We start from the raw sequence: 25,410 nt of genomic DNA, 5'->3' as shown, positions 1-25,410 counted from the left end.
TCCCGACGCGGTTGCACCAGGCGCCGGCGTCACTTGAATAGTCCTCAGGAGAATTCACGGCAATGACAGCTTCAACACCCGCCGACGACGGCGGATTGGAAGAATTCGGCTACAAAGAATCCCTCGACCGCAGTATCGGCAAGTTCGCAAGTTTCGCCGCAGGCGTCAGTTACATCTCGATCCTGACCGGCACATTCCAGCTCTTCTGGTTCGGCTTCAGCAACGCGGGCCCGGCCTACCTGTGGTCCTGGGTGATCGTCTTCATCGGGCAGATGGCCGTCGCGCTCTGTTTCATGGAGCTCTCGGCCAAGTACCCGGTGGCCGGTTCGGTGTACAACTGGTCGAAGATCCTCGGCAGCAGAATCGTCGGCTGGTCGTCGGGATGGCTGATGCTGACCGCGTCGATCGTCACCCTGTCCGCCGTGGTGCTCGCCCTGCAGCTGAACCTGCCCCGACTGTGGAGCGGATTCCAGATGGTCGGCGACGCCGCCAATCCCTCCGCCACCGACTTCGCCGTGAACGCCGTCATCCTCGGCACCATCTGGATCGTCTACACCACCGTCGTCAACGCCATGGGCGTCAAGCTGATGGCGATGATCAACAGCGCCGGTGTGTTCATCGAACTGATCGCCGCCGTGCTGATCGCGATCATCCTGGGCATCAACATCGACCGCGGCCCGCAGATCTTCTTCTCCACCGACGGCTACGGGGCGGGTCAGTCGGGCGGCTACCTCGGCGCATTCCTGGTCGCCAGCCTCGCGTCGGGCTACGTCATGTACGGCTTCGACACCGCGTCGTCGCTGGGTGAAGAGACCGTCGAGCCCCGGCGCACCGCACCGAAGGCCATTCTGCGCGCGATCCTCGCCTCGTTCGTCATCGGCGGCGCGATCCTGGTGTTCGCCGTCATGTCCGCCCCCAACCTCAAAGATCCCAAGATCGGGCAGGCCGACGGCGGTCTGCAGTACATCGTCGAACAGGTCATGTGGGGCCCGCTGGGCACGATCTTCCTGATCTGCATCGTCGTCGCGGTCTCGGTCTGTTCGCTCGCCGTGCATACCGCGGCCATCCGCCTGACCTTCGCGATGGCGCGCGACAACGCTCTGCCGTTCGGTGAGAAGCTCGCCCGCGTGAATCCGAAGACGCAGACTCCGATCGTTCCGGCGGTCGTGATCGGCATCATCGCGATCGCGATCCTCGTCATCAACGTCGGCAACCCGACGATCTTCACGGTCCTCACCTCGATCGCCATCATCATGATCTACCTGGCGTACCTGATGGTCACCGGACCGATGCTCAAGAAGCGCTTCAAAGGCGAGTGGCCGCCGAAGGATCTCAAAGAGGGCGGCTATTTCACGATGGGCCGCTGGGGAATGCTGGTCAACATCGTCGCCGTTCTGTGGGGCATCGGCATGGCGATCAACCTCGCGTGGCCGCGCGCGGCGGTCTACGGCACGCCTTGGTACAACACCTGGGGAGCGTTCGTCTACATCGGCGTGATCCTCGGTCTGGGCCTGCTCTGGTACGGCGTCAAGGGTCGCAACCACATCGGCACCCTGGCCTCCCATGCGGCCGAATCACCCAGTGCGCCAAGCACTGCCAATCTGCAGAAGTCGACGGAGAACTGAGGAACCATGTCAGACAATCCCAATGCCGGAACATTCGACTATATCGTCGCCGGCGGCGGTACCGCCGGCTGCGTGGTCGCCGCACGCCTGTCCGAGGACCCGTCGGTGAGCGTGCTGCTCATCGAAGCCGGACCGAGCGACGTCGGCGACGACAACATCCTGGTACTCAACCAATGGATGCACCTGCTCGACTCCGGCTACGACTGGGACTACCCGATCGAGCCGCAGGAGAACGGCAACAGCTTCATGCGTCACGCACGGGCCAAGGTGCTCGGCGGCTGTTCGTCGCACAATTCGTGTATCGCCTTCTGGCCGCCCGCCGAGGGACTCAATGAGTGGGAAGCCGCGGGCGCGACCGGTTGGGGTGCGAAAGATGTTCTGCCGTTCACCAAGAAGCTGGAGAACAACGACGCCGAGGGGGATCACGGCCACGACGGCCCGGTCCGCCTGCGCGACGTTCCGCCGGTAGACCCTTGTGGCGCAGCGGTTCTCGAATCCGCGGCCAAGGTCGGGCTGCCGACGGTGAAGTTCAACCGCGGCACCACCGTCACCAACGGTGCGGGCTGGTTCCAGATCAACGCGGGCGAGGACGGCACCCGCATGTCGACGTCGCACGCGTACCTGCATTCCATCCTCGGCAAGCGCGAAAACCTTGAAGTACGAACGAATTCGTGGGTCGCCGAGATCCTCTTCGACGACGACGACAACGCCACCGGCGTGCGCTACCAGCGTCCCGATCTCGACGGCTACGACACCGTGCACGCCCGTCGTGAGATCGTTCTGACCGCGGGCGCGATCGATACGCCGAAGCTGCTGATGCTGTCGGGGATCGGACCGGCCGATCATCTCAAGGAGTTCGGCATCGACGTGCGCGTCGACTCCCCCGGCGTCGGCTCCAACCTCGACGATCACGTCGAGGGGCTCGTGTTCTGGGAAGCGTCCAAGCCGATGGTGACCGACTCGACGCAGTGGTGGGAGATCGGCCTGTTCACCACCACCGTCGACGGTCTCGATCAGCCGGATCTCATGATGCACTACGGCAGCGTGCCCTTCGACATGAACACGCTGCGCTGGGGTTACCCGACCACGGACAACGGCTTCTGCCTGACTCCCAATGTGACTCAGGGACTTTCGCGGGGCACCGTGCGGCTGCGCTCGCGCGACTTCCGTGATCGCGCCAAGGTTGATCCGAAGTACTTCACCGATCCCGAGGGCCACGACGAGCGGGTGATGCTCGCCGGCATCAAACTCGCCCGGGACATCGCCGCCCAGGAACCGCTGAAGTCTTGGGTCGCAAGGGAACTCGCGCCCGGGCCGGATGCCACCACCGACGAGGAACTCCTCGACTACATCCACAAGACGCACAACACCGTCTATCACCCGGCGGGCACCGCCAAGATGGGCGCGGTGGATGATCCGATGGCCGTTCTCGATCCGCAGCTGCGGGTCAAGGGAGTCCAGCGATTGCGGGTCGTCGACGCGTCGGCGATGCCGAAACTGCCTGCTATCAACCCGAATATCACGGTGATGACCATGGCGGAGAAGTGCGCCGACTTGATCCGCACTACATGACCGATCACTCCGATGCGTTGATCGCCTACCTCGGCAAACACGCACCGTTTCACTCGATGTCGCCGGAATCGCTCGCTGCGGTTGCGGCGACATCGTCGCGAAAGCGTTTCCGCACAGGCGAATTGATCGTCGACTATGTCACCGAGACACCCGACGAGATCTGGATCGTGCAGACCGGCCGGGTAGTGCTGCTGCCCGGTCCGGAGTCGGGCGCCGACGCGCTCGACATCGTCGAGCCGGGCGGCGTCTTCGGATTCCTCCCCCTGCTCAGCGAAGGCAAGGTGTCGTTCACCGCGCGCGCGGCCGAACCCACCGTCGCGATCCGGATTCCCGGCCCGCAGGTGCGGACGGTGTTCACCGATCCGGCCGGACTGTCGTATCTGGCGACGTCGGCGTGGGACACCATCTCGGCGCGCTCGTCACCACGCGACCGTGCCTCACTGGTCGCCGTCGAGGCGCTCATCCCCCGCGACCCGCTCTTCCTGGATGCCGACACCTCGGTGCGCGACGCGGTGAAGAAGATGACCGACGAGCACACGTCGTACGTGCTGATCCGGCTGCCCGGCCGCGGCCTGGGCATCTTCACCGACCGCGACCTGCGCACCCGGGTGGTCGCCGCCGACGTCAGCGTCGACGTACCGATCTCGCGCGTGATGAGCGCACCGGCGCGGACCGTTCCATCCGACCGGATCGCCTCGACGGTGCTGATGGACATGCTGGAGTCGGGGCTGCGGCACATGCCCGTCGTCGACCCGAGGGGACGCGTACTCGGCGTCGTCGAAGAACGAGATCTGGTGGCGACGTCGACGCGGCAGAGTTTCGTCGTGCGACGATCCATCGCGTTGGCGTCGGATCCCACCGAACTCAAGGGCGCCGCCGACCGCGTCACCGACCTCGCCGTCAACCTGTTCCGCGGTGGAACCGACGCCACCGGCGCGAGCGCCGTGCTGTCGGTGATGTTCGACGCCATCGTGCGCCGCGCGCTCGAACTCGAGCTCGCCGGGCACAACGAACCGTGGACCCGCCAGTTCACCTGGTTGACGATGGGCAGCATCGCGCGGCGCGAGGCGATGCCGTCGTCGGACGTCGACAGCGCGATGTCGTGGGCCGACGACGGCGACATCGACATACCCGCGCTGCGTCGCATGGCTGCCGGCGTGCACGCGACCCTCGATCTGTGTGGACTGCCCGCCGATCGCAACGGCGCGGTCGCATTCAAACCGCGTTTCTCCCGCTCGGCGTCGCAGTGGGCCAACGCCGCCGCGGGCTGGCTCGACGACCCCATGCACGACCGCGGGATCATCATGTCGTCATTGCTGCTCGACGCCCGCCCGGCGCGCGGTAATCCCGCCCTCAACACCGTCCCGGACGCCTTCGCCAAGATGCCCGCCGAGCATCCCAACGCCTTGCGACTGCAATTGCTCGACGCGTTGTCGGGGAAGGTGCGCATCCGCTCACTGCGCGACATCGTCGCACGTCGGGGCGGCACCTTCGACCTCAAGAGTCATGCGTTGACGCCCATCGTCAACCTCGCTCGGTGGGCCGGGCTGACCGTCGGAATCGGCTCGGCGTCGACCACCGACCGACTGTCGGCAGCCGCCGGCCACGCCATCACCGACGGCGACGCGCGCATCCTGCGCGAGGTCTTCGAGATGCTTCAGCGACTGCGGTTGTCGCATCAGATCGACCAGCTGTCGGCGGGGCATGCGCCGACCGACATCGTGACGATGTCGGAGCTGTCACCGGTCGGGCGTAACTTGCTGACCGACGGGGTGCGGGAGGTCGCCGCCGTTCAGCGTCGGGTCCGCAACCTCGCCGCGGCGGGAGCAGTCATGGGCACAATGTCCGGATCACCTACACTGTGAGGACATGAGCGATGATCCAGCAGGTCAGTCCGACAAGTCGGTGGCCCCGGTCCAATCCGTCGACCGGGCGCTCACCGTGCTGGAGATCCTCGGGCGCTGGGGCACCGCGGGCGTCACCGACATCGCCTCCGAGATCGGCGTGCACAAATCGACGGTATCGCGGCTGATCGCGGTCCTGGAATCGCGCGGCTTCGTCGAGCAGCTCTCCGACCGCGGCAAGTACCGGCTCGGCTTCTCCATCGTGCGGCTCGCCGGTTCGACGAGCGCCCGCATGGACATCCCCAAACAGAGTCAACCGCTCTGCGACGAGCTGGCGCTCGCCACCGGCGAGACCGTCAACGTCGCCATCCTCGACGACGCCTCGATCATCAACATCGTCGAAGCGATCGGCCCCGCCGAGATCACCCTGCGCAGCTGGGTGGGACAGAGCTGTCCGGCCACCGCGACGTCGAGCGGCAAGGTGCTGCTCGCCGGGCGATCCGACGCTGCCGTGCGGTCGCTGGTCGGCACGAAATTCGGGACCTACACGGCGTCGTCGATCACCGACGTGGCGACGCTGCTGGCCGAGCTCGCCGACGCCCGTCGCAACGGATGGGCAAGTGTCCGTGAGGAATTGGAGGTCGGACTCAACGCGGTCGCGGCCCCGATCCGTGACGGCGACGGCGACGTGGTGGCCGCGATCAGCGTCTCCGGCCCCGCCTACCGACTCACCCCGGAGAGATTCCCCGACGTGGCCGCGCAAGTGCGCGACGTCGCCGCCCAGATCGGTCGACGGCTGGGGCATTTGGAGTAGCCCCTCCGCTGGTTGAGCCCTCTCCGCTGGTTGAGCCGTGAGGAGCGCTAGCGACGAACGTGTCGAAACCACGCAGGCCGACGACCGCAACGCACCCCGGGAAACAATCGAAACCACATCTCTTGACCCCACCCTCCAGCACCCCTATCGTTAATATATCAGTTCGCGGCACACTGATATACACGCCGCGTTTGCAACGCCTTGATCAAGGGAGATCCACCCAATGACTTCACCGCGTGTCGTGATCATCGGAGCCGGCATCGTCGGCACCAACCTCGCCGACGAACTCACCATGCGCGGGTGGGACCAGATCACGGTGCTCGATCAGGGACCGCTGCCATTGACCGGCGGATCGTCGTCGCACGCACCCGGTCTGGTGTTCCAGACCAACGCGTCGAAGACCATGACCGAGTTCGCCTCCTACTCGGTGGAGAAGTTCCTGTCGCTCGACGTCGACGGCGAGTGGTGCTTCAACCAGGTCGGCGGCCTGGAGGTCGCCACCACCGACGTCCGACTCAACGACCTGCAGCGCAAGGCCGGCTGGGCGGCGTCGTGGGGCGTCGGTGTCGAAGTGGTCGACGCGGCCGAATGCAAGCGACTGCATCCGTTGATCGACGAATCGCAGGTCCTCGGCGGCCTCTACATCCCGACCGACGGTCTGGCGAAGGCCGCCCGGATCGTGCAGGCGCTCGCCCGGCGCGCACAGTCGCGCGGCGCCGAACTGCGCGGCAACACCAAGGTGATCGGCGTCGAACACGCGGGTGGCAAGGTGACCGGCGTGACCACCGACGGCGGCGTCGTGCCGGCCGACATCGTCGTGTCCTGCGGCGGCTTCTGGGGTCCGATGCTGGGCGAGCTCGTCGGCATGGACGTGCCGCTGCTGCCGCTCGCACACCAATACGTGTTCACCGATCAGATTCCCGAACTCGTCGGCCTGAACACGCCGCTGGCCGAGGCCGGAATGCCGATCCTGCGCCATCAAGATCGTGACCTCTACTTCCGTGAGCATGTCGACCGCATCGGCATCGGTTCCTACGCTCACCGGCCGATGCCCGCGGACATGTCGGCACTGCCGGGCGGCCAGATCGGCCCCGACTCGATGCCGTCGATGCTGACCTTCACGCCGGAGGACTTCGCGCCGTCGTGGGCGGACGCGCAGAAGATGCTGCCATGCCTGTCGCGGGCCAAGATCGACAGCGGCTTCAACGGTATCTTCTCGTTCACCCCCGACGGCGGGCCGCTGATCGGCGAATCGCCCGACGTCGCGGGCTTCTGGATCGCCGAGGCCGTGTGGGTCACCCACTCCGCGGGTGTCGGACGGGCCGTCGCCCAGCTGCTCGTCGACGGTCGGTCGGAGATCGATCTGCACGGGTGCGACGTGCACCGGTTCGAGGAAGTGCAGCTCGATCCCGGTTACGTCAGCGAGACGTCGCAGCAGAACTTCGTCGAGGTGTACGACGTACTGCATCCCCTGGAGCCGCGCAAGTCGCCGCGCGATCTGCGGGTGAGCGCCTTCCACGAGCGTCAGGTCGAGCTCGGAGCCTTCTTCCTGGAGTCCGGCGGCTGGGAGCGTCCGCACTGGTATGAGGCGAATGCCGCACTGCTGGAAGAACTTCCGGCGCAATGGCAGCCACCGGCACGCGACGAGTGGGCGGCGAAGTTCCACTCCCCGATCGCCGCTGCGGAAGCGTGGAAGACCCGCACCGCCGTCGCCCTGTACGACATGACACCGCTCAAGCGCATCGAGGTGTCCGGACCGGGCGCGCTGGACCTCCTCGAACGGTTGACCACCGGGAAGATGGACAAGTCGATCGGGTCGGTGACCTACACCCTCGCGCTCGATTCCACCGGCGGCGTCCGCAGCGACCTCACCGTTACTCGACTGTCCGACAACGTCTTTCAGGTCGGCGCCAACGGCAACATCGACCTCGACTACCTGCGCCGCGAGGCACCGGCCGACGGCAGCGTCACCGTTCGCGATATCACGGGCGGCACCTGCGGCCTGGGTCTGTGGGGTCCGCGGGCGCGCGACGTCGTCGAAGAACTGAGTCGCGACGACTTCAGCAAGGACGGATTCAAGTACTTCCGCGCCAAGCAGGTCCGGATCGCCGGTGTGCCCGTGACGGCGATGCGGCTGTCGTACGTCGGCGAACTGGGCTGGGAGCTGTACACCAGCTCCGACAACGGTTTACGCCTCTGGGATACGTTGTGGAAGGCGGGCGAGAAGCACGGCATCATCGCCGGCGGGCGCGCCGCGTTCAACAGTCTCCGCATGGAGAAGGGTTACCGCTCGTGGGGCACCGACATGACCACCGAGCACGATCCCTACGAGGCCGGGCTCGGCTTTGCGGTGCGAAAAGCCAAGGGAGATTTCGTCGGATCGGCCGCCATCGCAGATATCACCGACGAGACCGTCACCCGCCGACTGTCGTGCGTGATGATCGACGACAAGACCTCCGTCGTGCTGGGTTCTGAGCCGGTGTACGTCGACGACGCGGTGGTCGGGTACGTGACCAGCGCGGCATTCGGCCACACGGTCGCAGCGCCGATCGCCTACGCCTGGCTGCCCGCGAGCGCCGGGGTGGGAACGTCGGTCGAGATCGAATACTTCGGTAAGCGCATCCCGGCGACCGTCGTCGCCGAGCCGCTGGTCGACCCCGACATGATCAAGATCCGCTCCTGAGCGGCCTACATCCGAGTTTGTAGAGAGTTCGCCATGCCACAAACCTTCACCCTCACCCTGAATTGCCCGCAGCGGCCCGGAATCGTCAGGGCGGTAAGCTCTTTCATCTTCTCCCGCAGTTGCGACATCATCGAACATCAGCAGTTCGACGACACGATGGGCAGCTCGTTCTACCTGCGCACCAAGTTCACACATTCGGCCGAAGACCTGAGCACACCGGGACTGACCGACGAGTTCGCCGAGATCGCCGACGAGTTCGGCATGACCTTCCGGTTCGACGACGGTCGGCCGCCGCGGGTGATCGTCATGGTGTCGAAGATGGGCCACTGCCTCAACGACCTCATCTTCCGTTGGCGCGCAGGGACTCTCGGCGGCGAGATCGTCGCGGTGGTCTCCAACCACGAGACTCAGCGACGCATGGCCGAGGCCGCCGACCTTCCCTTCATCCACGTACCGGTGACGCCGGGCACCAAGCCGGAGGCCGAGGCACGTCTGCTGTCGTTGATCGACGAGTACAACGCCGACCTCGTAGTCCTGGCCCGCTACATGCAGGTGCTCTCCGACGAGACCTGCCAGCTGCTGCGTGGCCGCGCGATCAACATCCACCACTCGTTCCTGCCGGGCTTCAAGGGCGCCAAGCCCTACCACCAGGCGTATGACCGAGGAGTGAAACTCGTTGGGGCAACGGCCCATTACGTGACCCCGGACTTGGATGAGGGCCCGATCATCGAGCAGGAAGTGATCCGCATCGACCACTCCTACGATCCGTCGCGCCTGGCGACGGTAGGCCAGGACGCAGAGGCTCTGGCCTTGTCCCGCGCGGTGCGCTGGCACTGCGAGAATCGAGTCCTGTTGCACGACAACAGAACCGTGGTGTTCGCATAGCGACGCTCCGAGGTCGGGGCACTCCATCTGCTGGTTGAGCCGCGAGGAGCCCTAGCGACGAGCGCGTCGAAACCCTTGTACCACAATGCATTTGATGGTAGCGCACTTGTCGAACTGTGATGGAATCGAACATCGAGGCGTGTGCACCCAAAGGTGCACACACGTCACTTGCCGGGTGACATCGACGATAGTGGCGCGGACCGTCGAAAGTCGTTGTAGCTGAGAGGTTTCGACACGGACCTCGGCTAGCGCCTCGGACCGGCTCAACCAGCAGAGGGGCCTACCATCGGTGGATCCAGGCCGAGTGCCGAAGCGAGCTCGCCAAACGTCACCCCCGCTCCCCGAGTGCCGAAGCGAGCTCGCGAGCTTCGGTGTAACGAGGGGTCGGCGAGCCGAAAGACCAAGCCTGACCCGAACCCTGTCGCAGCCAACAGTCCCCCGCTCCCCGAGTGCCGAAGCGAGCTCGCGAGCTTCGGTGTAACGAGGGGGCAGCGAGCCGAAAGACCAAGCCTGAACCGAGCCCTGTCGCAGCCAACAGTCACCCCCCGCTCCCCGAGTGCCGAAGCGAGGAACGAGCTTCGGTGTAACGAGGGGATGGCGAGCCGAAAGACCAAGCCTGACCCGAACCCTGTCGCAGCCAACAGTCCCCCCGCTCCCCGAGTGCCGAAGCGAGCTCGCGAGCTTCGGTGTAACGAGGGGCTCGCGAGCCGAAGGACCAAGCCGGGAAAAGCCTTGCGGCACAATGATCCGTTGTAACCACTGAGACTGATGGGACGCCGCCCCCGAGCAAACACCACCGGCGAGTCTGATGATCAGAACAGCGGATGCCCGGCGCCGAAACCCCGCCCTACACCAGCGCGCGAATGGCCTCTTCGAATCCGGTCACATGGGCCAACGTCAATGTCGCGGCCTTCTCCTCGTCGCCGTCGACGATCGCCTGCAGCAGCGAAATATGTTCGCGCACATGGTCTGCGATATCGGGCAGCCGATCGATGAACAAACACCAGATGCGCGTTGCGTGCCCGTCGAGGCTGACCAGAATGTCCTCGAGGTGTGGATTGCCCGCCGCACGGTAGATCTCACAATGCACACCGACGTCGATGCGAAGGACCTCGCGCGGATCGTCGTCGGCGGTGATCTCCGACAGCACGCTGATCAACTCCGACAACCGTTCTCGCGCCTGCGACGTCGCCACCCGCGCCGCGCGTGCCGCCGCGGTCGGTTCCAGTTGCTTGCGGATCTCGGAGATGTCGGCGAGATCAGTCATGTCGACGATGGTCGCGAACGTTCCGCGCCGCGGATACGCGATCACCAGTCGCTCACGTTCAAGACGCTTGAGCGCCTCGCGCACCGGCGTCCGCCCGAAGCCCAGTTCACCCGCGAGCTGATCGTCGTTGATGGGGTCGCCGGGGCGGATGTCGAGCATGACGAGCCGCTCACGAATCAGGTCGTAGGCGCGGTCGGCGTTGGTGCGGGTATCGGACGAGGCGGTGTCCATGGCGGTGATTGCGCCTCCAAAACCGTTGACACGTGCCGCTTCGGTCATCGCATGCTCCTCGTCAGATGGCTTTCGTCGCCAGCTCACCACTATACGGTAACTGATATATTAGTTTCAATTCAGACTGGAACTCATCAACTCGTAATTCCGTGGGACGCGGCGGACACCAACCGCTCATACAGCGCAGCATCCAGTTCAACCGAGTCACCCGGCAACTCTGCGCGCATCGCGGGCAGTTCGACGCCGAAGTCGTCGTGTAGCCGGTCAAGGTAGGCTGCCATCCGGTTGGGATCACCGACGATCGCGCCCGGATCGAAACCCATGACGCACACACCGATCCCCGGGCTCTCGTCACCGTCGTCGAACGGCGGCGCGTCCACCGAGAACGACGCGCCGGCCAGCGTCGCCAGCAGTTCGACGAGCAACGCGATGTTTCCTCCGCGGTATCCACCAAAGGGCAGCAGCGCACCGTCCATCGCCTGCCCGGCTTCGACGGTCGGTTCGCCGTCAGCGTCGATCGCCCAACCCGGCGGAATCTGTTGGCCGGTCTCGGCTGCGGAACGGATCTTCACATACGCGCTCGCCGACGTCGCCTGGTCGACGACGAACGGCGCACGCCCCGGACGCGGCACAGCGTAGGCCAACGGGTTGGTCCCGAGTAGCCGCCGCGATGACCCACCCAATGCGACCAACGGCGAACTGTTGGCGAAAGCGATTGAGAGCAGCCCGGTTTCGGCGAGGTAGCGCGGGTAGTAGCCCAGTTCGCCGCAGGTATAGCAGTTCCGCAACCAGAGCGCACCGATTCCACGCTCCTCCACGGTGCGTCGCAGTGGGCCCACCGCGGCATGGAAAGCCTTCTGTGCCAGGCCCTCATCGGCGTCGACGATCAGCGTTCCGGTCGTGGGGAAGCTCAGCACCGGCTTCGCTCCGGTCGCCAGCCGGCCGGCGCGAAACGCATCGATGTAGTCGAAGAAGTGCGCGACTCCTACGGCTCTGCTACCCGCGAGCTCCGCGGCGACCGTCGCTGCCGCGAGAGCCTCCGCATCGTCGTCGCCGCCACCTGCGGCCCGCACCGCGGATACGCACAGCACGGTAAGCTCTGCCACCCCGACCGTGGTCACCGGGCACACCGCTGCGACGCGCTCTCGCGCATCCAACTGTCGGACAGTGTGTAGCCGACCGGGAACGGATCGGTCGGATCGAGCCCGACCTGAGACATGTCGGTGATCCACGCCTGCCCGGCGATGCTCGGTACAACGGCGTCGAATTCGCCTACGCGGGTGAGTGATTCGATCGTGCTGTCGAAACGGCTGCCGATGAGCGATTCGTGGATGAAGTTCTCTCCCGGCGCAATCTCGTTGCGGGCGTGCATCACCGCGAGCCGCGCCGATGTCCCCGTACCGCACGGGCACCGGTCGATCCGTCCCGGCGACACGACGACCGCGTTGCGAGCCACAAGCGAATCGTTCTCCCGGCGAACTGGGTTGGTGAACTCGGTGATGGTGACGCCGGCGAACTGCGGGTTCTCCGGGTGGATCGTGGAAAGTTGTTCGGCCGCCGCAGCTTTGACGCGCTGCCCCATGACACAGATGTCCCGCGCTTCGTCGGGCACCAACTCGAAACCCACACTCGCGGCGTCGACGATGGCGAAAGTCATTCCGCCCCAGGCGACGTCGACAAGCACCGTGCCCAGTCCTTCCACCTCGACGGGCGCATCGAGGTGGTAGACGAACGCGGGTTGGTTGACGAACCGCACGCTGAGAACTTTGCCGTCGCGGCATTCGCACCGCAAGGTGATCAAGCCGGCCGGCGACTCCAGCGTCAACTGGGTGACCGGCTCGGACATCGGGACCATGCCCGTCTCCAACAAGACGGTCGCGACGCAGATCGTGTTACCGCCCGACATCGCCGGGTACTCTTCGGATTCCATGATCACGTAACCCATCGCCGCCTCCGGCCGCGTCGGCGGCAGGACCACGTTGACCGAACGAATCATCGACCCGCGTGGCTCTTTCAGCAGCAATTGGCGGATGTCGTCGCGCTCGTTCTCCAGATACAGACGTTTGTCGAACATGGTCTGGCCGGGAACGTCGCCGATCCCGCCGACGACGACGTTGCCGACTTCGCCGCCGACATGGCAGCCGACGACGTTGAACACTTTGCTAAAGCGCATGGTTGGGGGCCTTTCGTCAGACGTGGCCGGGCCGGGTCGGTGCGTCGTCGGCCGCGGAAAGATCAGATCGCGTTGCACAACCTCGCGGCGTCGAGAATCGCGGCGTGAATGTTGCGGCTCGCCACGGCGTCGCCGATCCGGTAGAGCCGGAAGCGGCCGTCCGGGTTGTGCTCAACCGACTGCGGGCGTTGCGCCAGCAGATCTGCCAGCCCGACCTCGCCGCGGTTGATCGACTGGGGCACAAGCGAATCGTACAGATCGCAGTCGGGACGAGTGCCGTGCTCGATGACGACGGTGTCGACGATCCGGGTACTCGTGATCGCGGCGTCCTCGACACGCAGAGTGACCGCGAGCCGACCGTCGCGCCGCTCGACGCCGACCAGCTGGTGCAGCGGGGTCATTCGCACGTTGTTCTCGGCGAGCATCGCGAAATACGCTACGCCGGGCGATGATCCGACATCGGGCGCGACGGTTTTGCCCTCGGTCACATACTCGATGTTCGACGCCGACGCGGTCATCGCCTCGACGGCGTCGAGCGCCTGATGCCCACCGTGATCGTCGTATACGAGCACATCTCCGCGCGGCTTACGCGCGCCGGACAGGATATCCCACGTGTCGATCGCCAAATCGGTTCCAGTGGCACCGATCTCGATGTCCGGTAGCCCGCCGGTCGCGAGGATGATCACGTCGTAGCCCGCACCGGCGAAATCGCCCGGCTCGACGTAGTGGTTGAGGAGAAGATCGACGCCCAATCGCTTGCATTCGTCGAGCCGCCAGTCGACGATGCCGATCAGGTCGCGGCGTCGGGCCGAGAGCGCGGCCAGCGCGATCTGCCCGCCGACGCTCGCATTCGCCTCGAACAGGGTCACCGCGTGACCGCGTTCGGCCAGCACGCGCGCCGCCTCGAGTCCACCCGGACCCGCACCGACCACCGCACACTGCTTGACCGTCGTCGACGGCGAAACCACCTGCGGGAGTTCACGTTCTCTACCGGTCGCCGGGTTGTGGATGCACACCGCCGAGCCCGCCGAATAGATGCTGTCCAGGCACATGCTGGCACCGACGCAGGGGCGCACCTGTTCGGCCCGACCCTGCGCGACCTTCAGCGGCAGATTCGGATCGGCCATCAGCGCCCGCGTCATCCCGACGAGGTCGAGTAGCCCTTCGCTGATCGCATACCGCGCAGTCGCGGGATCAGCGATCCGCGCGGCGTGCATCACCGGGACGTCGACGTTCTTGCGCACCCAGCCGGCGAACTCCAGATGCGGGCTGGCCGGCGTCGCCATCGGCGGAATGGTCTTGGCGAGTTCGGCGTCGGTGTCGACGTACCCGCGAATGATGCTGAAGAAGTCGATTCCGTTGTCGGTGAACGCTTTTGCGATTCGGATCGCGTCGTCGGGGCCGTTGCCGTCGGCGCGCTGCTCGTCGAAGCTCATCCGGACGCCGACGATGAAGTCGCCGCCGACCGCGCTGCGGACCGCACGGATCACCTCGAGCGGGAACCTCATGCGGTTCTCCAGCGACCCACCGTACTCATCCTGTCGGAAGTTGCGCGCCGGTGACAGGAAGACATCCAGCAGATGCCCTGCCCAGCAAGAGATTTCGACGCCGTCGAGGCCGCCTTCCTTGCAGCGCAGCGCGGTCTGCGCGAAGTCGCGGGTGATGCGCTCGATGTCGACCTTCTCGGCCGCCTTCGAAAAGGCCCGGTGCGCGGATTCCCGGGTGCCGCTCGCCGAGATGGCCGGAACCCAGTTGCCCGCATAGTTGTAGGTTCGTTGCCCGAGGTGTGTGAGCTGGGTCATCACCGCGGCCCCCTGCTCGTGGACGTCGTCGGACAGCGCACGCAGGTATCCAACGGCCTCGTCGCGGTACAACTCGAGATTGCCGAAGGACGGCGTCGAATCGGGGCTGACCAGCGCGCTGCCGCCGATCATCGTCAAAGCCACACCACCCCTTGCCTTTTCGCGGTGGTAGGTGCGGTAGCGCTCCTTGGGAAGGCCGTCTTCGCCGTAGGCGGGCTCATGCGAGGTGCTCACAATGCGATTACGCAGGGTGAGATTCTTCAGGGTGAACGAAGTGAAGAGCGGATCGGTCATGTCTCGTGCGTCCTGTCGCTCAGAACTCGACGACCGAGCGCAACACGTCGCCACGATGCATGGCGTCGAACGCCTTCTCCACGGCGTCGAGGGAGATCCGTTCGGTGACGAACTTGTCGAGCGGGAGCCGGCCCTGTTGGTACAGGTCGACGAGCATCGGAAAGTCCCGCTCGGGCAGGCAGTCGCCGTACCACGAAGATTTCAGCGAGCCGCCGCGCGAGAAGAAGTCGATCATCGGCATGTCCAACCGCATCTCCGGCGTCGGAACACCGACGAGGACGACGGTGCCCGCCAGGTCACGCGCATAGAACGCCTGCTCCCACGTCGCCGGTCGGCCCACCGCGTCGACGACGACGTCGGCACCGAAGCCGCCGGTCAGTTCCTGGACGGCTTCGACGACGTCGGTGGCCGTCGCGTCGACGGTGTGAGTGGCGCCCAACCCGAGTGCTGTGGTCAGCTTCCGCTCGTCCCGGTCGATGGCGATGATCGTCGTCGCACCGGCCAGGCGGGCACCCATGATCGCGGCGCCTCCGACGCCGCCGCAGCCGATGACCGCGACGCTGTCGCCGCGGGAGACGTTTCCGGTGTTGACGGCCGCGCCGAGTCCCGCCATCACGCCGCACCCGAGCAGCCCGACCACAGCCGGATCGGCCGACGGATCGACCTTGGTGCACTGACCGGCCGCCACCAGCGTCTTGTCCGCGAAAGCGCCGATACCCAGGGCGGGAGTCAGCTCGGTGCCGTCGTCGAGAGTCATCTTCTGCGTCGCGTTGTGGGTGTCGAAGCAGTACTGCGGACGCCCGCGCTTGCAGGCACGGCACTCTCCGCACACCGCGCGCCAGTTCAGAATGACGAAGTCGCCGACGGCGACGGACTCGACGCCCGGGCCGACCTCGTCGACGACACCCGCCGCCTCATGTCCGAGGAGAAAGGGAAAGTCGTCGTTGATGCCGCCCTCGCGGTAGTGCAGGTCGGTATGGCACACCCCGCATGCCTGCACCTTGACGATCACTTCGCCTGGTCCCGGATCCGGGATGGTAATCGTCGCGATCTCTACCGGCGCGCCCTTCGAGCGGGCGATCACGCCTCGAACCTGCTGCGACATGGGGTACTCCTCTTCACGGTCGTGCTGTGCTCATCCGCATGGCTGTTGCGGTGACTTCGAAAAGGATGTTCGACCCGAGGCCGAGTGCGCTAGATCTCTCCGATCCCTGCACCGCTGAGTCAGAAGTAAGTAGGGTCGGGAGAGTGAAAGCCGACGTCCCGGGTCTGCAGCCCGGTGACCGCGAGGCGCTGCGCCGGATCGCCCGTTCGCGGCGAGTCCCGCACGGGCTGGCCACCCGCGCCCAACTCGTCGTCGACTGCGCCGACCTCGGCATCAGCGGCGCCGCACAGCGCGCGTCGGTCAGCGAGACCACCGCCGCCAAATGGTGGCGGCGATATCGCGAGGGCGGAATCGGGGCACTCCACGACGTTCCGCGCCGGGGCCGCCCGACGGCACCCGACGACGTGGTGCGTCGGGTGCTCGGCTGCGCACTCGAGGATCCCCCCGCCGGAGCCGCCCGGTGGTCGACGAGGACGATAGCCGACGCGACCGGCGTCAGCCAGGCGTCGGTGAGCCGGATCCGACGTCGGAGCTTCCCCAAGGAGTCTCCGATATCACCTCTCCTGCAACAACTTTCGACCGCGATCCTCACCTATGTCGACGTCGGCGAGTCGGGCTGCGCAGTGGGATTCGCGGCGTCGAACGGCGAATCCGCCGTCGAGCGGGATCCGCCGCCCGCACTCGCCGACGCCGTGGAAACCGTCGTCTGTGCGCGGTTGCTCCGGCCGACATACGACGCCCGGGCGACGACTCTGCTGAATCGACTCACCCGCCACGTGTCGGGGCCGATGACCGTGATCGTCGACTGCGAGATCGATGACGCTGCGCGACAATGGATCTCCCGGCATCCCGATGTCGATGTCGATGTGCACCATGTACCCGGCGCCGACTGGTTGACCATGCGCCAAGCCATCTGGGACACAATAGATCTCAGCCAGGCGACTCAACTGCGGGAGGTACAGCAACTGATTCGCGCTGCGCGCCGCGATGGTGTGGAGGAGTTCTCCTGGTGGCGCACAACCGATCCCGCGTCGGTTCTGCGCACCGCGTCGGTCGCGGCGAAGGAACCGCCGGGTGGGGATCTGTCGTACGTCGTGCGCGGCATCTGCATGGCGTTGTCGGCGGGCGATCTGAGCGCGGGAGACGCGGTGTCGCCTCGGTCGATTGCACGGTTGTCGGGGGTGTCGCCGGGCCGGGTGGCCGATGCCCTGGCCGTGATGGCCGAGGACGCGCTGATCGATCGACAGTCCGGTCGCTACCTGATCCCCGCCCTGACGACCCGAGATGTCATCGAAACATACACTGCGCGTGGACTTCTCGGCACAGCGATCGCCCGTCGGCTAGCGTCCGACGAGTCCGAGTTGCCACCCGTCGTCGAAGAACAACTCGCGGGTATCGCACGCTGTCACGAGTCCGGTCGACTGTCGGAGGCCTCGGCCATCGACCTCGACCTGCAGGACGAACTCGCCCGCGCCTGCGGCATGCCGCGCATCGGCGCGATGTTCATCCGACTCACTCTTCAACTGCGGTTGTTCATCGCCATCTTCGGATTGCACTACCGGTATCCGACGGCGGAGATCCTCGCCGACGACGGACTGATTCTCGCCGAGATCCGGCGCGGGGATCCCGAAGCGGCGGTCGCGGCTTGGCGCAGAAAGATCGACAACTGCGCGCAATACATGTTGAACTTCGCGACGGAACGGCCAGTAAAGTCCTAGCTACTTCGACTGAAAGAGTCGTCATATGCTGGTTCAGCCTTGGTTCAGCCTGGATCCACCGGCCGAAGCGCCGCTCTGCTGGTTGAGCCGGACGAGGCGCTAGCCGAGTCCGTGTCGAAACCTCTCAGCCACAACGACTTTCGACGGTCCGCGCCAATATCGGAGATGTCACCCGGCAAGTGACGCGTGTGCACCCATAGGGTGCACACGCCTCGATGTTCGATTCCATCACAGTTCGACACGTGCGCTGCCATCAAATGCATTGTGGCTGAGAGGTTTCGACACGCTCGTCGCTAGCGCTCCTCGCGGCTCAACCAGCAGATGGGGCCTACCGTCGGTGAATTCAGGCTCAACCAGCGGAGGGGGTGTCTTCGGTGAAACCAGGCTCAACTAAGGCTCAACCAGCAGGCGACTGAGCCGGGGGCCGACTTTCAGGTCAAAGTAACTACGGCACACTCTTCACTGACTCAACGTCGCCGGCCGAGGTCCGCGGTCAATCGGCCGAGTTCTTATCTCGGCGCCGCTTGCGGGCTCAAAGCATAAGTGCCGAAAGGACTTTGACGTTGCGGCCGATGGATGGTCGAGTGCCCGGCGAGGCGTTGGCCAAGTGTCGCAATTGAACGGTGCGGGTACTGCGGCCCTCTGGCCCCCGACCGACCGATTGCACTCTGCCCCGTCACCGGCGCCGAGGGAACATTCACCCCGCCACCGCTGAGCAGGCAGATTTCAGGTCCAGCGCACTCTGCCCGGGCGAATCACACTCACCACAACCTCAACACCGGGTACGCGTCAGTGCCCAAACGCATGCACCATCCATTCGTTGTCACCGGTGGGGCAGGTGATGCACAACGGGGGTAAGTCAGGTGCCCGCCCACTGTACCGCGGGCGAGTGAGACGCCGACGAACAGTTCACCTCGTTTCCTCACAGACACCTCGCCGTTGACGGCGGGTGTGCGCGAGGAAACGAGGTGGACGCGACGGTCATGGACAACCACGGCACCCAACCCCGACAACGGGCCGGGCGTATCACTGATGGAGATATGCTGGCGGGCTCGCTGCACTCGCACGACGACACTCGACCAACCACGGGCCGCAGGGCGATGTGGCGCGCACGTTAGGGTGACGTGGTGAGTACCAACGGCGATAGCACGGTTCGGTCGGTCAACCGCGCGGTGTCGATTCTGCAGGTACTTGCGCGGGGCGCGGCCGGAGTCACCCAGATCGCCGACGAGCTCGCCATTCACAAATCGACCGTGTTCCGACTGTTGGCGACACTCGAGGCGCGTGGGCTCGTCGAGCAGAGCGTCAATCGGGGCGAGTACTTTCTCGGTTCCGGTATCGCCGAACTCGCCGCGGGTGCCGTCCGCCGCCACGACCCGAATGTACTCAGTCGGCCGATCTGCCAGGATCTCGCCGATGAGGTCGGGGAGACCGTCAACACCTCCGTGCGCGACGGCAGCGACCTGATTTCGATCGATCAGGTCATCGGCGGGTCGGCGGTGACCACCGTCAACTGGGTGGGGCAACGTACGCCGCTGCATGCGTCGTCGGCGGGCAAGGTGTTCTTGGCGGCGCTGCCCGACGATGAGCTGACCGCGATTCTCGACGGCGACCTGCATCGGTTCACCGACCACACCGTCACCGATCCCGGCACCTTGCGGATGCAGCTGGAGCAGGTGCGCGAACAGGGCTATGGGTACACCTTCGACGAACTCGAAATCGGGCTGGGCTCGATCGGTGCACCCATCCGCTCATTGCGCGGCGACGTCGTGGCCGCGGTCTCGTTGTCGGGCCCGACGTTCCGCGTCAACCCGTCGACCCTGCCGGATCTCTCCGATCGCGTCAAAGCCGCCGCTGCCGCGATCTCCGAACGAAACGGCTTCCCGACGCCGGGCTAGGCTAGCCCGGGCCAGATCGACCCGACCCGACGAACCACCGTCGAATCAGATGTCGATCTTGAGGTCGCCTAGCGGCCGCGAACAACAGACCAGGATCTTGCCGTCGCGGATCTCGCGCGGCCGGATGCCGCCCTGATGCTCCATGTCGACGGCGCCGTCGAGCAATCCGACCTTGCACGTGCCGCACATTCCCTGCCCGCACGCCGAGGCCAGTCGGACGCCCGCGGCGAGCGCGGCGTCGAGGACACTCTGGTCGGGACCGCAGGTGATCGTCTGGCCCCGCTTGACGAACTCGACCGAGTACCCGACCGTGGCCGGCCCGCTCGATGCGTCGGGTGGCGCGGGAGTGCTGACCGGGACGTCGAACGAGAAGCTCTCCTCGTGATAGCGGTCCATGTCGAACCCGACGTCGGTGAGGATCTGCCGCACCGACGCCATATACGGTGCGGGGCCACAGGTGTAGACGATTCGTTCGTGCAGGTCGGGGACCAGCGCCGACAACAGGCCCGTCGACAGTCGCCCGCGTGGTCCCGTCCAGATCTCCGACGGGTGGTGGTCCTCGCACACGTTGGTGACATGAATCCCGGCCTGGTCAGCGGCGATCCCCGCGAGCTCCTGTCGAAAGACGATGTCGACCGGGGTGCGGGCGCTGTGCACGAAGGCGACGTCGGCGTCGGCGCCGAGGTCAACCAGGGTCCGGGTCATCGACATCAGCGGCGTGACGCCGCTACCCGCGGACAGAAACAGGTACTTCGGCGCGAGCGGCGAGGTGAGCGTGAACGCTCCGCCGGGCGCCGCGACCAGCACCGACATACCGGCTCGCAGGTTGTCGTGCAGCCAGTTCGACACCGGACCGCCCGGGACACGCTTGACCGTGATCGAGATCCGGTGCGGTCGGGTCGGCGGCGACGAAATGGTGTAGCAGCGTTCGATGTGTGCGCCGTCGATCTGCAGACACAGGGTCAGGAACTGCCCCGGCTCATGCCGGAACACCTGACCCGGCGGCGGCGCGAAAACGAACGACTTGATGTCGTGGGTGATGTCGCGCACCGCGATACAGGTCAGTTCGACCCGGCTGTCCTCGCTCCAGCATTCGACGATCGTCGGTGCGAGCAGTTCGGCTTCCATTCGTTCCAATTCTGCGATCGTCATCAGTTGGCTCCGGGCAGTAGTGCCGCCAGCCGGCCGATGTACCAGCTGACGAAGGATTCGACGTCGTTCTCGACGGTCGAGTAGCGGCCCGGCAGATAGCCGGGGTCGGTGACACCGCGCTGAGTGCGCTCGACAAGGGAACGGTCCTCGTCATTGGTCGACCGCCAGACCAGTGTCAGATCGTCGACGTTGTAGTCGACGCCTTCGACGGCGTCTTGGTGCACCAGCCACGTCGTCCGGACCAGTGTCTTGTCGACGCCGACGGGCAGGGCGGAGAACACGGTGACGTGATCGCCGAGGAAGTGGAACCACGCATTGGGCTGCGTGTGCAGTGAGAAGTCACCGAACTTGACGTCGACTCGGTCGCTGACCAGGACACTGCACAGGCTTTCACCGTTGCTGCCGTACGACGCTCCGACACCGTCGAGCGGGAGATGCTGAATCTGGAAACCCGACACCCGCGTGTCGAGTTCCCGCCGGTCACCGCGTGGAAAGGACGCCAGCTCGCAGGTCGCGTCGAGTGCGGCGGCGGCCGTCTGGAAACGATCGAACAGCGGTCGCTGACGAACCGGGACCTCGTGCGCGGCGAAGCGGTTGAACGGGAAATAGGCGCTGGTCAGCTCCGGATGGTTGGCCTCGCAGTGGTGGCACTCGCGATTGTTCTCCATCACCAGCTTCCAGTTGCCGTCCTCGATCGTCTCGGTCTGGTGGGCGACCTTGGCATTCTTGGCGTCGAACGGCAGCAGGAACGGCTCGATCATGGCTACGACGTCGTCGAAGTCGACCGGCGGTTCGTCGGCGAGGCAGATGTACACCAGCCCGGCGACGGTCTTGGCGTGCACCGCTCGCAGGCCGAACTGCGACTTGTCGAACGGTTCGGCCTGTTCCTCGGCGAAGCGCAGCGAGCCGTCGGTGCCGTAGGTCCACTGGTGATACGGGCAGACGATGTTGCCGACCGACCCGCACCCCGCGTCGAGCAGGCGCGCACCGCGATGCCGGCAGATGTTTCGGAACGCGCGGACCTCGCAGTCGTCGTCGCGCAGCACGATGACCGACTGTGCCCCGACGTCGACGGTGAGGTAGTCGCCTTCCTCCGGGATCTCGGCTTCCGCGGCGACGAAGATCCAGTGCCGCCCGAAGATCAGGTCGAGGTCGACGTCGTAGATCTCGCTGCTGGTGTAGAAGGGCGCTTCCAGGCTGTATCCCGGTGTCCGGCGAGCGACGAGGGTGGCGACGTCGAGGTCACGGACGAGGGTTCGGGTCACAGGTCACTCCTTGGGGGGCTTCGAGGTGAGTGCTTCGAGTCGGGGCATCGACTCGGGGGCTTCGGGCGCGACGACGTCGGCCACCGGCGGCTGAGCAGCTTCGCCGATCGTCGCATTCTTTGAAACAATTTCGCTGTACGGAACAGTGTGAAGGCAACGGCGAGGCGCTGTCAATAGTCGATTTCTGGCGTCTACCAGTCGTTATTGCGAGCGTCGACCGCGTTTGGCCGGTTTGCGAATTCCCGCGCTCGCCGCGAGATCCTTCGCCACGCGTGCCGGACTCTTCGTGCCCTTCGCACGACTCGAATCGGACTCCGAATCGACCGGCTGACGCTGCGCGGCCAACAGTTGCGCCGGGTGCATGTGCGCCACACGATCCATCCGCTTCTGAATCGCCGCGATCTCCCGCACGGTGCCGTCGACGACACTCTGGTCGATGGTCGACATCTCGTCGAGGTCGAGGATATCGTCGGGTGTGCGGCCCGCCTCGACCTGCCGAAGCTGGTGCTCCAGGCGGAGGAATTGCAGCGTCTCGAAGGCTTCGATCAGCCGCGTCGCGTCACGTTGGGGCAGCAGTCTGGAACCGGCCGCGGCACGTAGTCGGTCGGTGGTCTGCAGTTCGGTGGACCCGACGCCCAGAGCCGACCACCGCGCGATGTTAATGATCGGCGCCAGCCCGCGTGCCTTGACATCGAAGTTCTCACCCCGGCCCGCCAGCTTGTCCCGCATCGTGCTGATCTTCGCCCGCCGGGCGAGAGATTCGTAGAGCAACATCTCCATCGTCGCCGGATGCCGGTTGAAGTCGGCGAACACACGCGCGGGTTCGGGCAGGCCGGGATCTCCGAAGATGGGCCGCGCGTCGACGAGCAGCGGGGCCATGACGGTGCCCTGATTCTCCTGCGGCCGCGCCAACCAGCCGGTGGCCGCTTCCCGCCACTGCGAGTGGGTACGCGAGAAGCCTTCATGCATCGGAAACGCCCGATGCGCGTCGACGCTGATGCCGCATTGCGTCAGCACCTCTCCGACCTCCCCGAACACCTCGCGGTAGCGGGGGATGTCGTCGGCGTAGGCGTCGTCGAAAGTCACCGCCGCGTCGACGTCGGAAGACGGCACGGCTTCACGCCGACCATTGCTGCCGAGCGACAGCCAGGTGAACGCGTCGGTCGTCAGGTCGCTGTGTGCGTCGAAGACGAGGGTGAGCGCGCGCCGCACGATCGAGTCGACTATCGCCGAGTTGACCGCGATCACTCGGTCGGCGGTGAGTCCGCGCTCGAGGATGTCGGCAAGCATCGCGGGGACCGTCCGGGCTCGGAGGATGAGGTCACCCGTGGTGTGTGCGCGGCGAATCTGCTCGTTGATGCTGACCCCGGCGGTTGTCGAGGCGAACACGAAGTCGCGCTCGCCGACGGCACCGCGCAGGTCGCCGTCGGCGCTGGTCACCAGAAGGAACTGGACATCGTGGTCGAGCATCTCGATGAGCGCGTCCGCCGACGTCGTGTCCGCCGACGTCGTCGGAGCGGGATGGATCATCACATCACACGCGGGTGAGTCGACAGACACCCCTTCGGCGATGACCCGTCGACGCAGGATTTCGTCGGTGACCAGGCCGAACCGCCCATCGCCGGTGTCGACGGCCGCATACGGGAGGCTCCGCTCGGTCATTTTCCGGGCCAGCTCGGCGACCGAATCGGCGGCGTCGACGAGCAGCGGTTCGGTACGCACGAGGTCGGCGACGACGGTGAACATCGGCGGCCCCGACGCGAGACGGCGAGCGTGCGCGATGTGGTCGGCGAGGAAGCGCGCACCGTCACGCGAGGCGAATGCGGGCATCACGACGTCGAGCGGAAACCGGGCGACGGCGGCCGCGGTCCGCGCGGTCACCCGCGGACCCGATGCGCGGCCGGCCAGCGCGGCGGAGAATCCGAATGCGTCGCCGGGACCGAGTTTCTCGCCCGGACCGGACCCGATGCGGTCGGCGTCGAGCCAGACGTCGACCTCGCCGGAGAGGACGACGAAGATGTCGGTCGGCGGTTGCGCGAACGCGTCGATCACCAGCGCGCCGACCGGTACGTCGTCGACTCTCGCCGCCGCGACGGCGATCGCAAGATGCTGCGGACTCAGTGCGTCGAACGGACGACAGCCCATCAGGAAATCAGCCAGACCGGCCGGCGAGGCGGGATCTGTTCCATCCACCGACAACGGAATTCCTTTCGAACGGAAGCGGAGCAAAGATTCGACGTCGCGCCTCAATCGCAGTTCGGCCGCTCCGACGTCGTCAGCACGAGTGCCTGCCAGTCCGGTTCGGGCCGCGTCCCGTGTCCGGGGTCGACGCCGATCACGCGTCCGCCGAGCAGCCGCGTCTCTTCGTGATGTCGCTGCGCGTCGAAGCTGGTCGCTGGAGTGTCGCACGGACCGTGCGAACCCGAGTGCCCGTGAATCTGACTGAACGGCATCGTCGTGTCACGCCATCCGGGCAACAGTTCGGACCCACGTTCGGCCCAGATCGGACCGACCGTCGGATTCGGCGGACCGCCGCCCAGCATGCTTCCGCCTCCGTAGAGGACCGCGGAACCCTCGCGTGCCATCGCATTGATCCGCCGGGCGGCGTCGACGACGTCGGGGGTGGCGTCGAGGTACTCCCGCCAGAACGACTCGGTGATCCCGGCGTGAGTGATCAGAAAGTCTTCGTCCGGCGTGCGCACGGCGACGGCCACCCGCGCGAGATCATCACGCCACCATCTGCGCAGGGTACGTCGGGCGCCGAGGCCCAACTGCTCCGACCAGTCGAAAACCGGCTCGCGCAGGTAGTAGACCTCGTGATTGCCGATCAGTTGAATCCATTGCTCGGGTTGCGCCCACAGATACCGGTCGACGAGCTCGAGCACGCCGTCGGAATCGGGACCGCGGTGCACCAGGTCTCCGACCTGGACCACGACCAGATCGTCGGGCAATCGCCCGCGCCCGGTCGCGCCCAACCGATACAACTCTCGTCGCAATTCATCGCGGTGTCCCCCGACATCGCCGATCACGGCGACACGCACTGCCATCGCGTCTCCTTCTACCTCGAAAGCGTCGGCGCCGA

Annotated in this window: 17 protein-coding genes; 8 read left to right on the top strand and 9 right to left on the bottom strand. The window is 65.8% G+C overall.

Annotated features, from left to right (window positions below; genetic code table 11):
* The first annotated feature begins 62 nt into the window (after positions 1 to 62).
* The 6 genes from HH308_RS11000 to purU all read left to right on the top strand — a co-directional run bounded on the left by HH308_RS11000 (position 63) and on the right by purU (position 9,423).
* Positions 63 to 1,625 (top strand): APC family permease, encoded by a 1,563-nt coding sequence (locus tag HH308_RS11000; RefSeq protein ID WP_170194241.1) that lies wholly within the window; start codon positions 63 to 65, stop codon positions 1,623 to 1,625.
* A gap of 6 nt (positions 1,626 to 1,631) precedes the next feature.
* Positions 1,632 to 3,197: a GMC family oxidoreductase gene (locus HH308_RS10995; protein WP_170194240.1), complete on the top strand. Its 1,566-nt coding sequence runs from the start codon at positions 1,632 to 1,634 to the stop codon at positions 3,195 to 3,197.
* Positions 3,194 to 5,062, top strand: a complete 1,869-nt coding sequence (locus HH308_RS10990; RefSeq protein ID WP_170194287.1) for a putative nucleotidyltransferase substrate binding domain-containing protein — start codon at positions 3,194 to 3,196, stop codon at positions 5,060 to 5,062. Before HH308_RS10995 ends, HH308_RS10990 begins: the two co-directional genes overlap by 4 nt.
* 4 nt (positions 5,063 to 5,066) lie before the next feature.
* Positions 5,067 to 5,855: an IclR family transcriptional regulator gene (locus tag HH308_RS10985; RefSeq protein ID WP_170194239.1), complete on the top strand. Its 789-nt coding sequence runs from the start codon at positions 5,067 to 5,069 to the stop codon at positions 5,853 to 5,855.
* A gap of 223 nt (positions 5,856 to 6,078) precedes the next feature.
* Complete coding sequence (locus tag HH308_RS10980) at positions 6,079 to 8,538, top strand: GcvT family protein (RefSeq protein WP_170194238.1); 2,460 nt, start codon at positions 6,079 to 6,081, stop codon at positions 8,536 to 8,538.
* Positions 8,539 to 8,571: 33 nt separating this feature from the next.
* Positions 8,572 to 9,423 (top strand): formyltetrahydrofolate deformylase, encoded by an 852-nt coding sequence (gene purU, locus HH308_RS10975; protein ID WP_170194237.1) that lies wholly within the window; start codon positions 8,572 to 8,574, stop codon positions 9,421 to 9,423.
* A gap of 847 nt (positions 9,424 to 10,270) precedes the next feature.
* Here the strand turns inward: purU and HH308_RS10970 are convergent.
* The 5 genes from HH308_RS10970 to HH308_RS10950 all read right to left on the bottom strand — a co-directional run bounded on the left by HH308_RS10970 (position 10,271) and on the right by HH308_RS10950 (position 16,295).
* Positions 10,271 to 10,921: a GntR family transcriptional regulator gene (locus HH308_RS10970; protein ID WP_170194286.1), complete on the bottom strand. Its 651-nt coding sequence runs from the start codon at positions 10,919 to 10,921 to the stop codon at positions 10,271 to 10,273.
* Positions 10,922 to 11,055: 134 nt separating this feature from the next.
* Positions 11,056 to 12,042 (bottom strand): Ldh family oxidoreductase, encoded by a 987-nt coding sequence (locus HH308_RS10965; protein WP_170194236.1) that lies wholly within the window; start codon positions 12,040 to 12,042, stop codon positions 11,056 to 11,058.
* Positions 12,039 to 13,094, bottom strand: a complete 1,056-nt coding sequence (locus HH308_RS10960) for a proline racemase family protein (RefSeq protein WP_170194235.1) — start codon at positions 13,092 to 13,094, stop codon at positions 12,039 to 12,041. Before HH308_RS10960 ends, HH308_RS10965 begins: the two co-directional genes overlap by 4 nt.
* 62 nt (positions 13,095 to 13,156) lie before the next feature.
* A complete protein-coding gene (locus tag HH308_RS10955) occupies positions 13,157 to 15,190 on the bottom strand; it encodes an NADH:flavin oxidoreductase (RefSeq protein WP_170194234.1) in 2,034 nt (677 codons plus the stop codon).
* Between the two features lie 19 nt (positions 15,191 to 15,209).
* The gene (locus HH308_RS10950) at positions 15,210 to 16,295 is read right to left on the bottom strand and encodes an S-(hydroxymethyl)mycothiol dehydrogenase (protein WP_170194233.1); all 1,086 of its coding nucleotides are present in this window, start codon (positions 16,293 to 16,295) and stop codon (positions 15,210 to 15,212) included.
* A gap of 143 nt (positions 16,296 to 16,438) precedes the next feature.
* Here HH308_RS10950 and HH308_RS10945 point away from each other — a divergent pair, with 143 nt between their 5' ends.
* Both HH308_RS10945 and HH308_RS30420 read left to right on the top strand, forming a co-directional pair.
* Complete coding sequence (locus HH308_RS10945) at positions 16,439 to 18,013, top strand: helix-turn-helix domain-containing protein (protein ID WP_312870532.1); 1,575 nt, start codon at positions 16,439 to 16,441, stop codon at positions 18,011 to 18,013.
* A 1,127-nt stretch (positions 18,014 to 19,140) separates the two neighbouring features.
* Complete coding sequence (locus HH308_RS30420; RefSeq protein ID WP_170194232.1) at positions 19,141 to 19,911, top strand: IclR family transcriptional regulator; 771 nt, start codon at positions 19,141 to 19,143, stop codon at positions 19,909 to 19,911.
* A 45-nt stretch (positions 19,912 to 19,956) separates the two neighbouring features.
* Here HH308_RS30420 and HH308_RS10935 read toward each other — a convergent pair whose 3' ends face one another.
* The 4 genes from HH308_RS10935 to HH308_RS10920 form a co-directional block, all read right to left on the bottom strand.
* The gene (locus HH308_RS10935) at positions 19,957 to 21,063 is read right to left on the bottom strand and encodes an FAD-binding oxidoreductase (protein WP_211188389.1); all 1,107 of its coding nucleotides are present in this window, start codon (positions 21,061 to 21,063) and stop codon (positions 19,957 to 19,959) included.
* The gene (locus tag HH308_RS10930; RefSeq protein WP_170194231.1) at positions 21,063 to 22,328 is read right to left on the bottom strand and encodes an aromatic ring-hydroxylating oxygenase subunit alpha; all 1,266 of its coding nucleotides are present in this window, start codon (positions 22,326 to 22,328) and stop codon (positions 21,063 to 21,065) included. Before HH308_RS10930 ends, HH308_RS10935 begins: the two co-directional genes overlap by 1 nt.
* A 201-nt stretch (positions 22,329 to 22,529) precedes the next feature.
* Positions 22,530 to 24,521, bottom strand: a complete 1,992-nt coding sequence (locus HH308_RS10925) for a putative nucleotidyltransferase substrate binding domain-containing protein (protein WP_312870531.1) — start codon at positions 24,519 to 24,521, stop codon at positions 22,530 to 22,532.
* Positions 24,522 to 24,574: 53 nt separating this feature from the next.
* Complete coding sequence (locus HH308_RS10920; RefSeq protein WP_170194230.1) at positions 24,575 to 25,375, bottom strand: metallophosphoesterase; 801 nt, start codon at positions 25,373 to 25,375, stop codon at positions 24,575 to 24,577.
* Between the last annotated feature and the right edge of the window lie 35 nt (positions 25,376 to 25,410).

The sequence above is a fragment of the Gordonia asplenii genome, assembly GCF_012933505.1.
GTDB lineage: Bacteria > Actinomycetota > Actinomycetes > Mycobacteriales > Mycobacteriaceae > Gordonia > Gordonia asplenii.
This window is presented reverse-complemented; position numbering and strand designations above follow the sequence as displayed.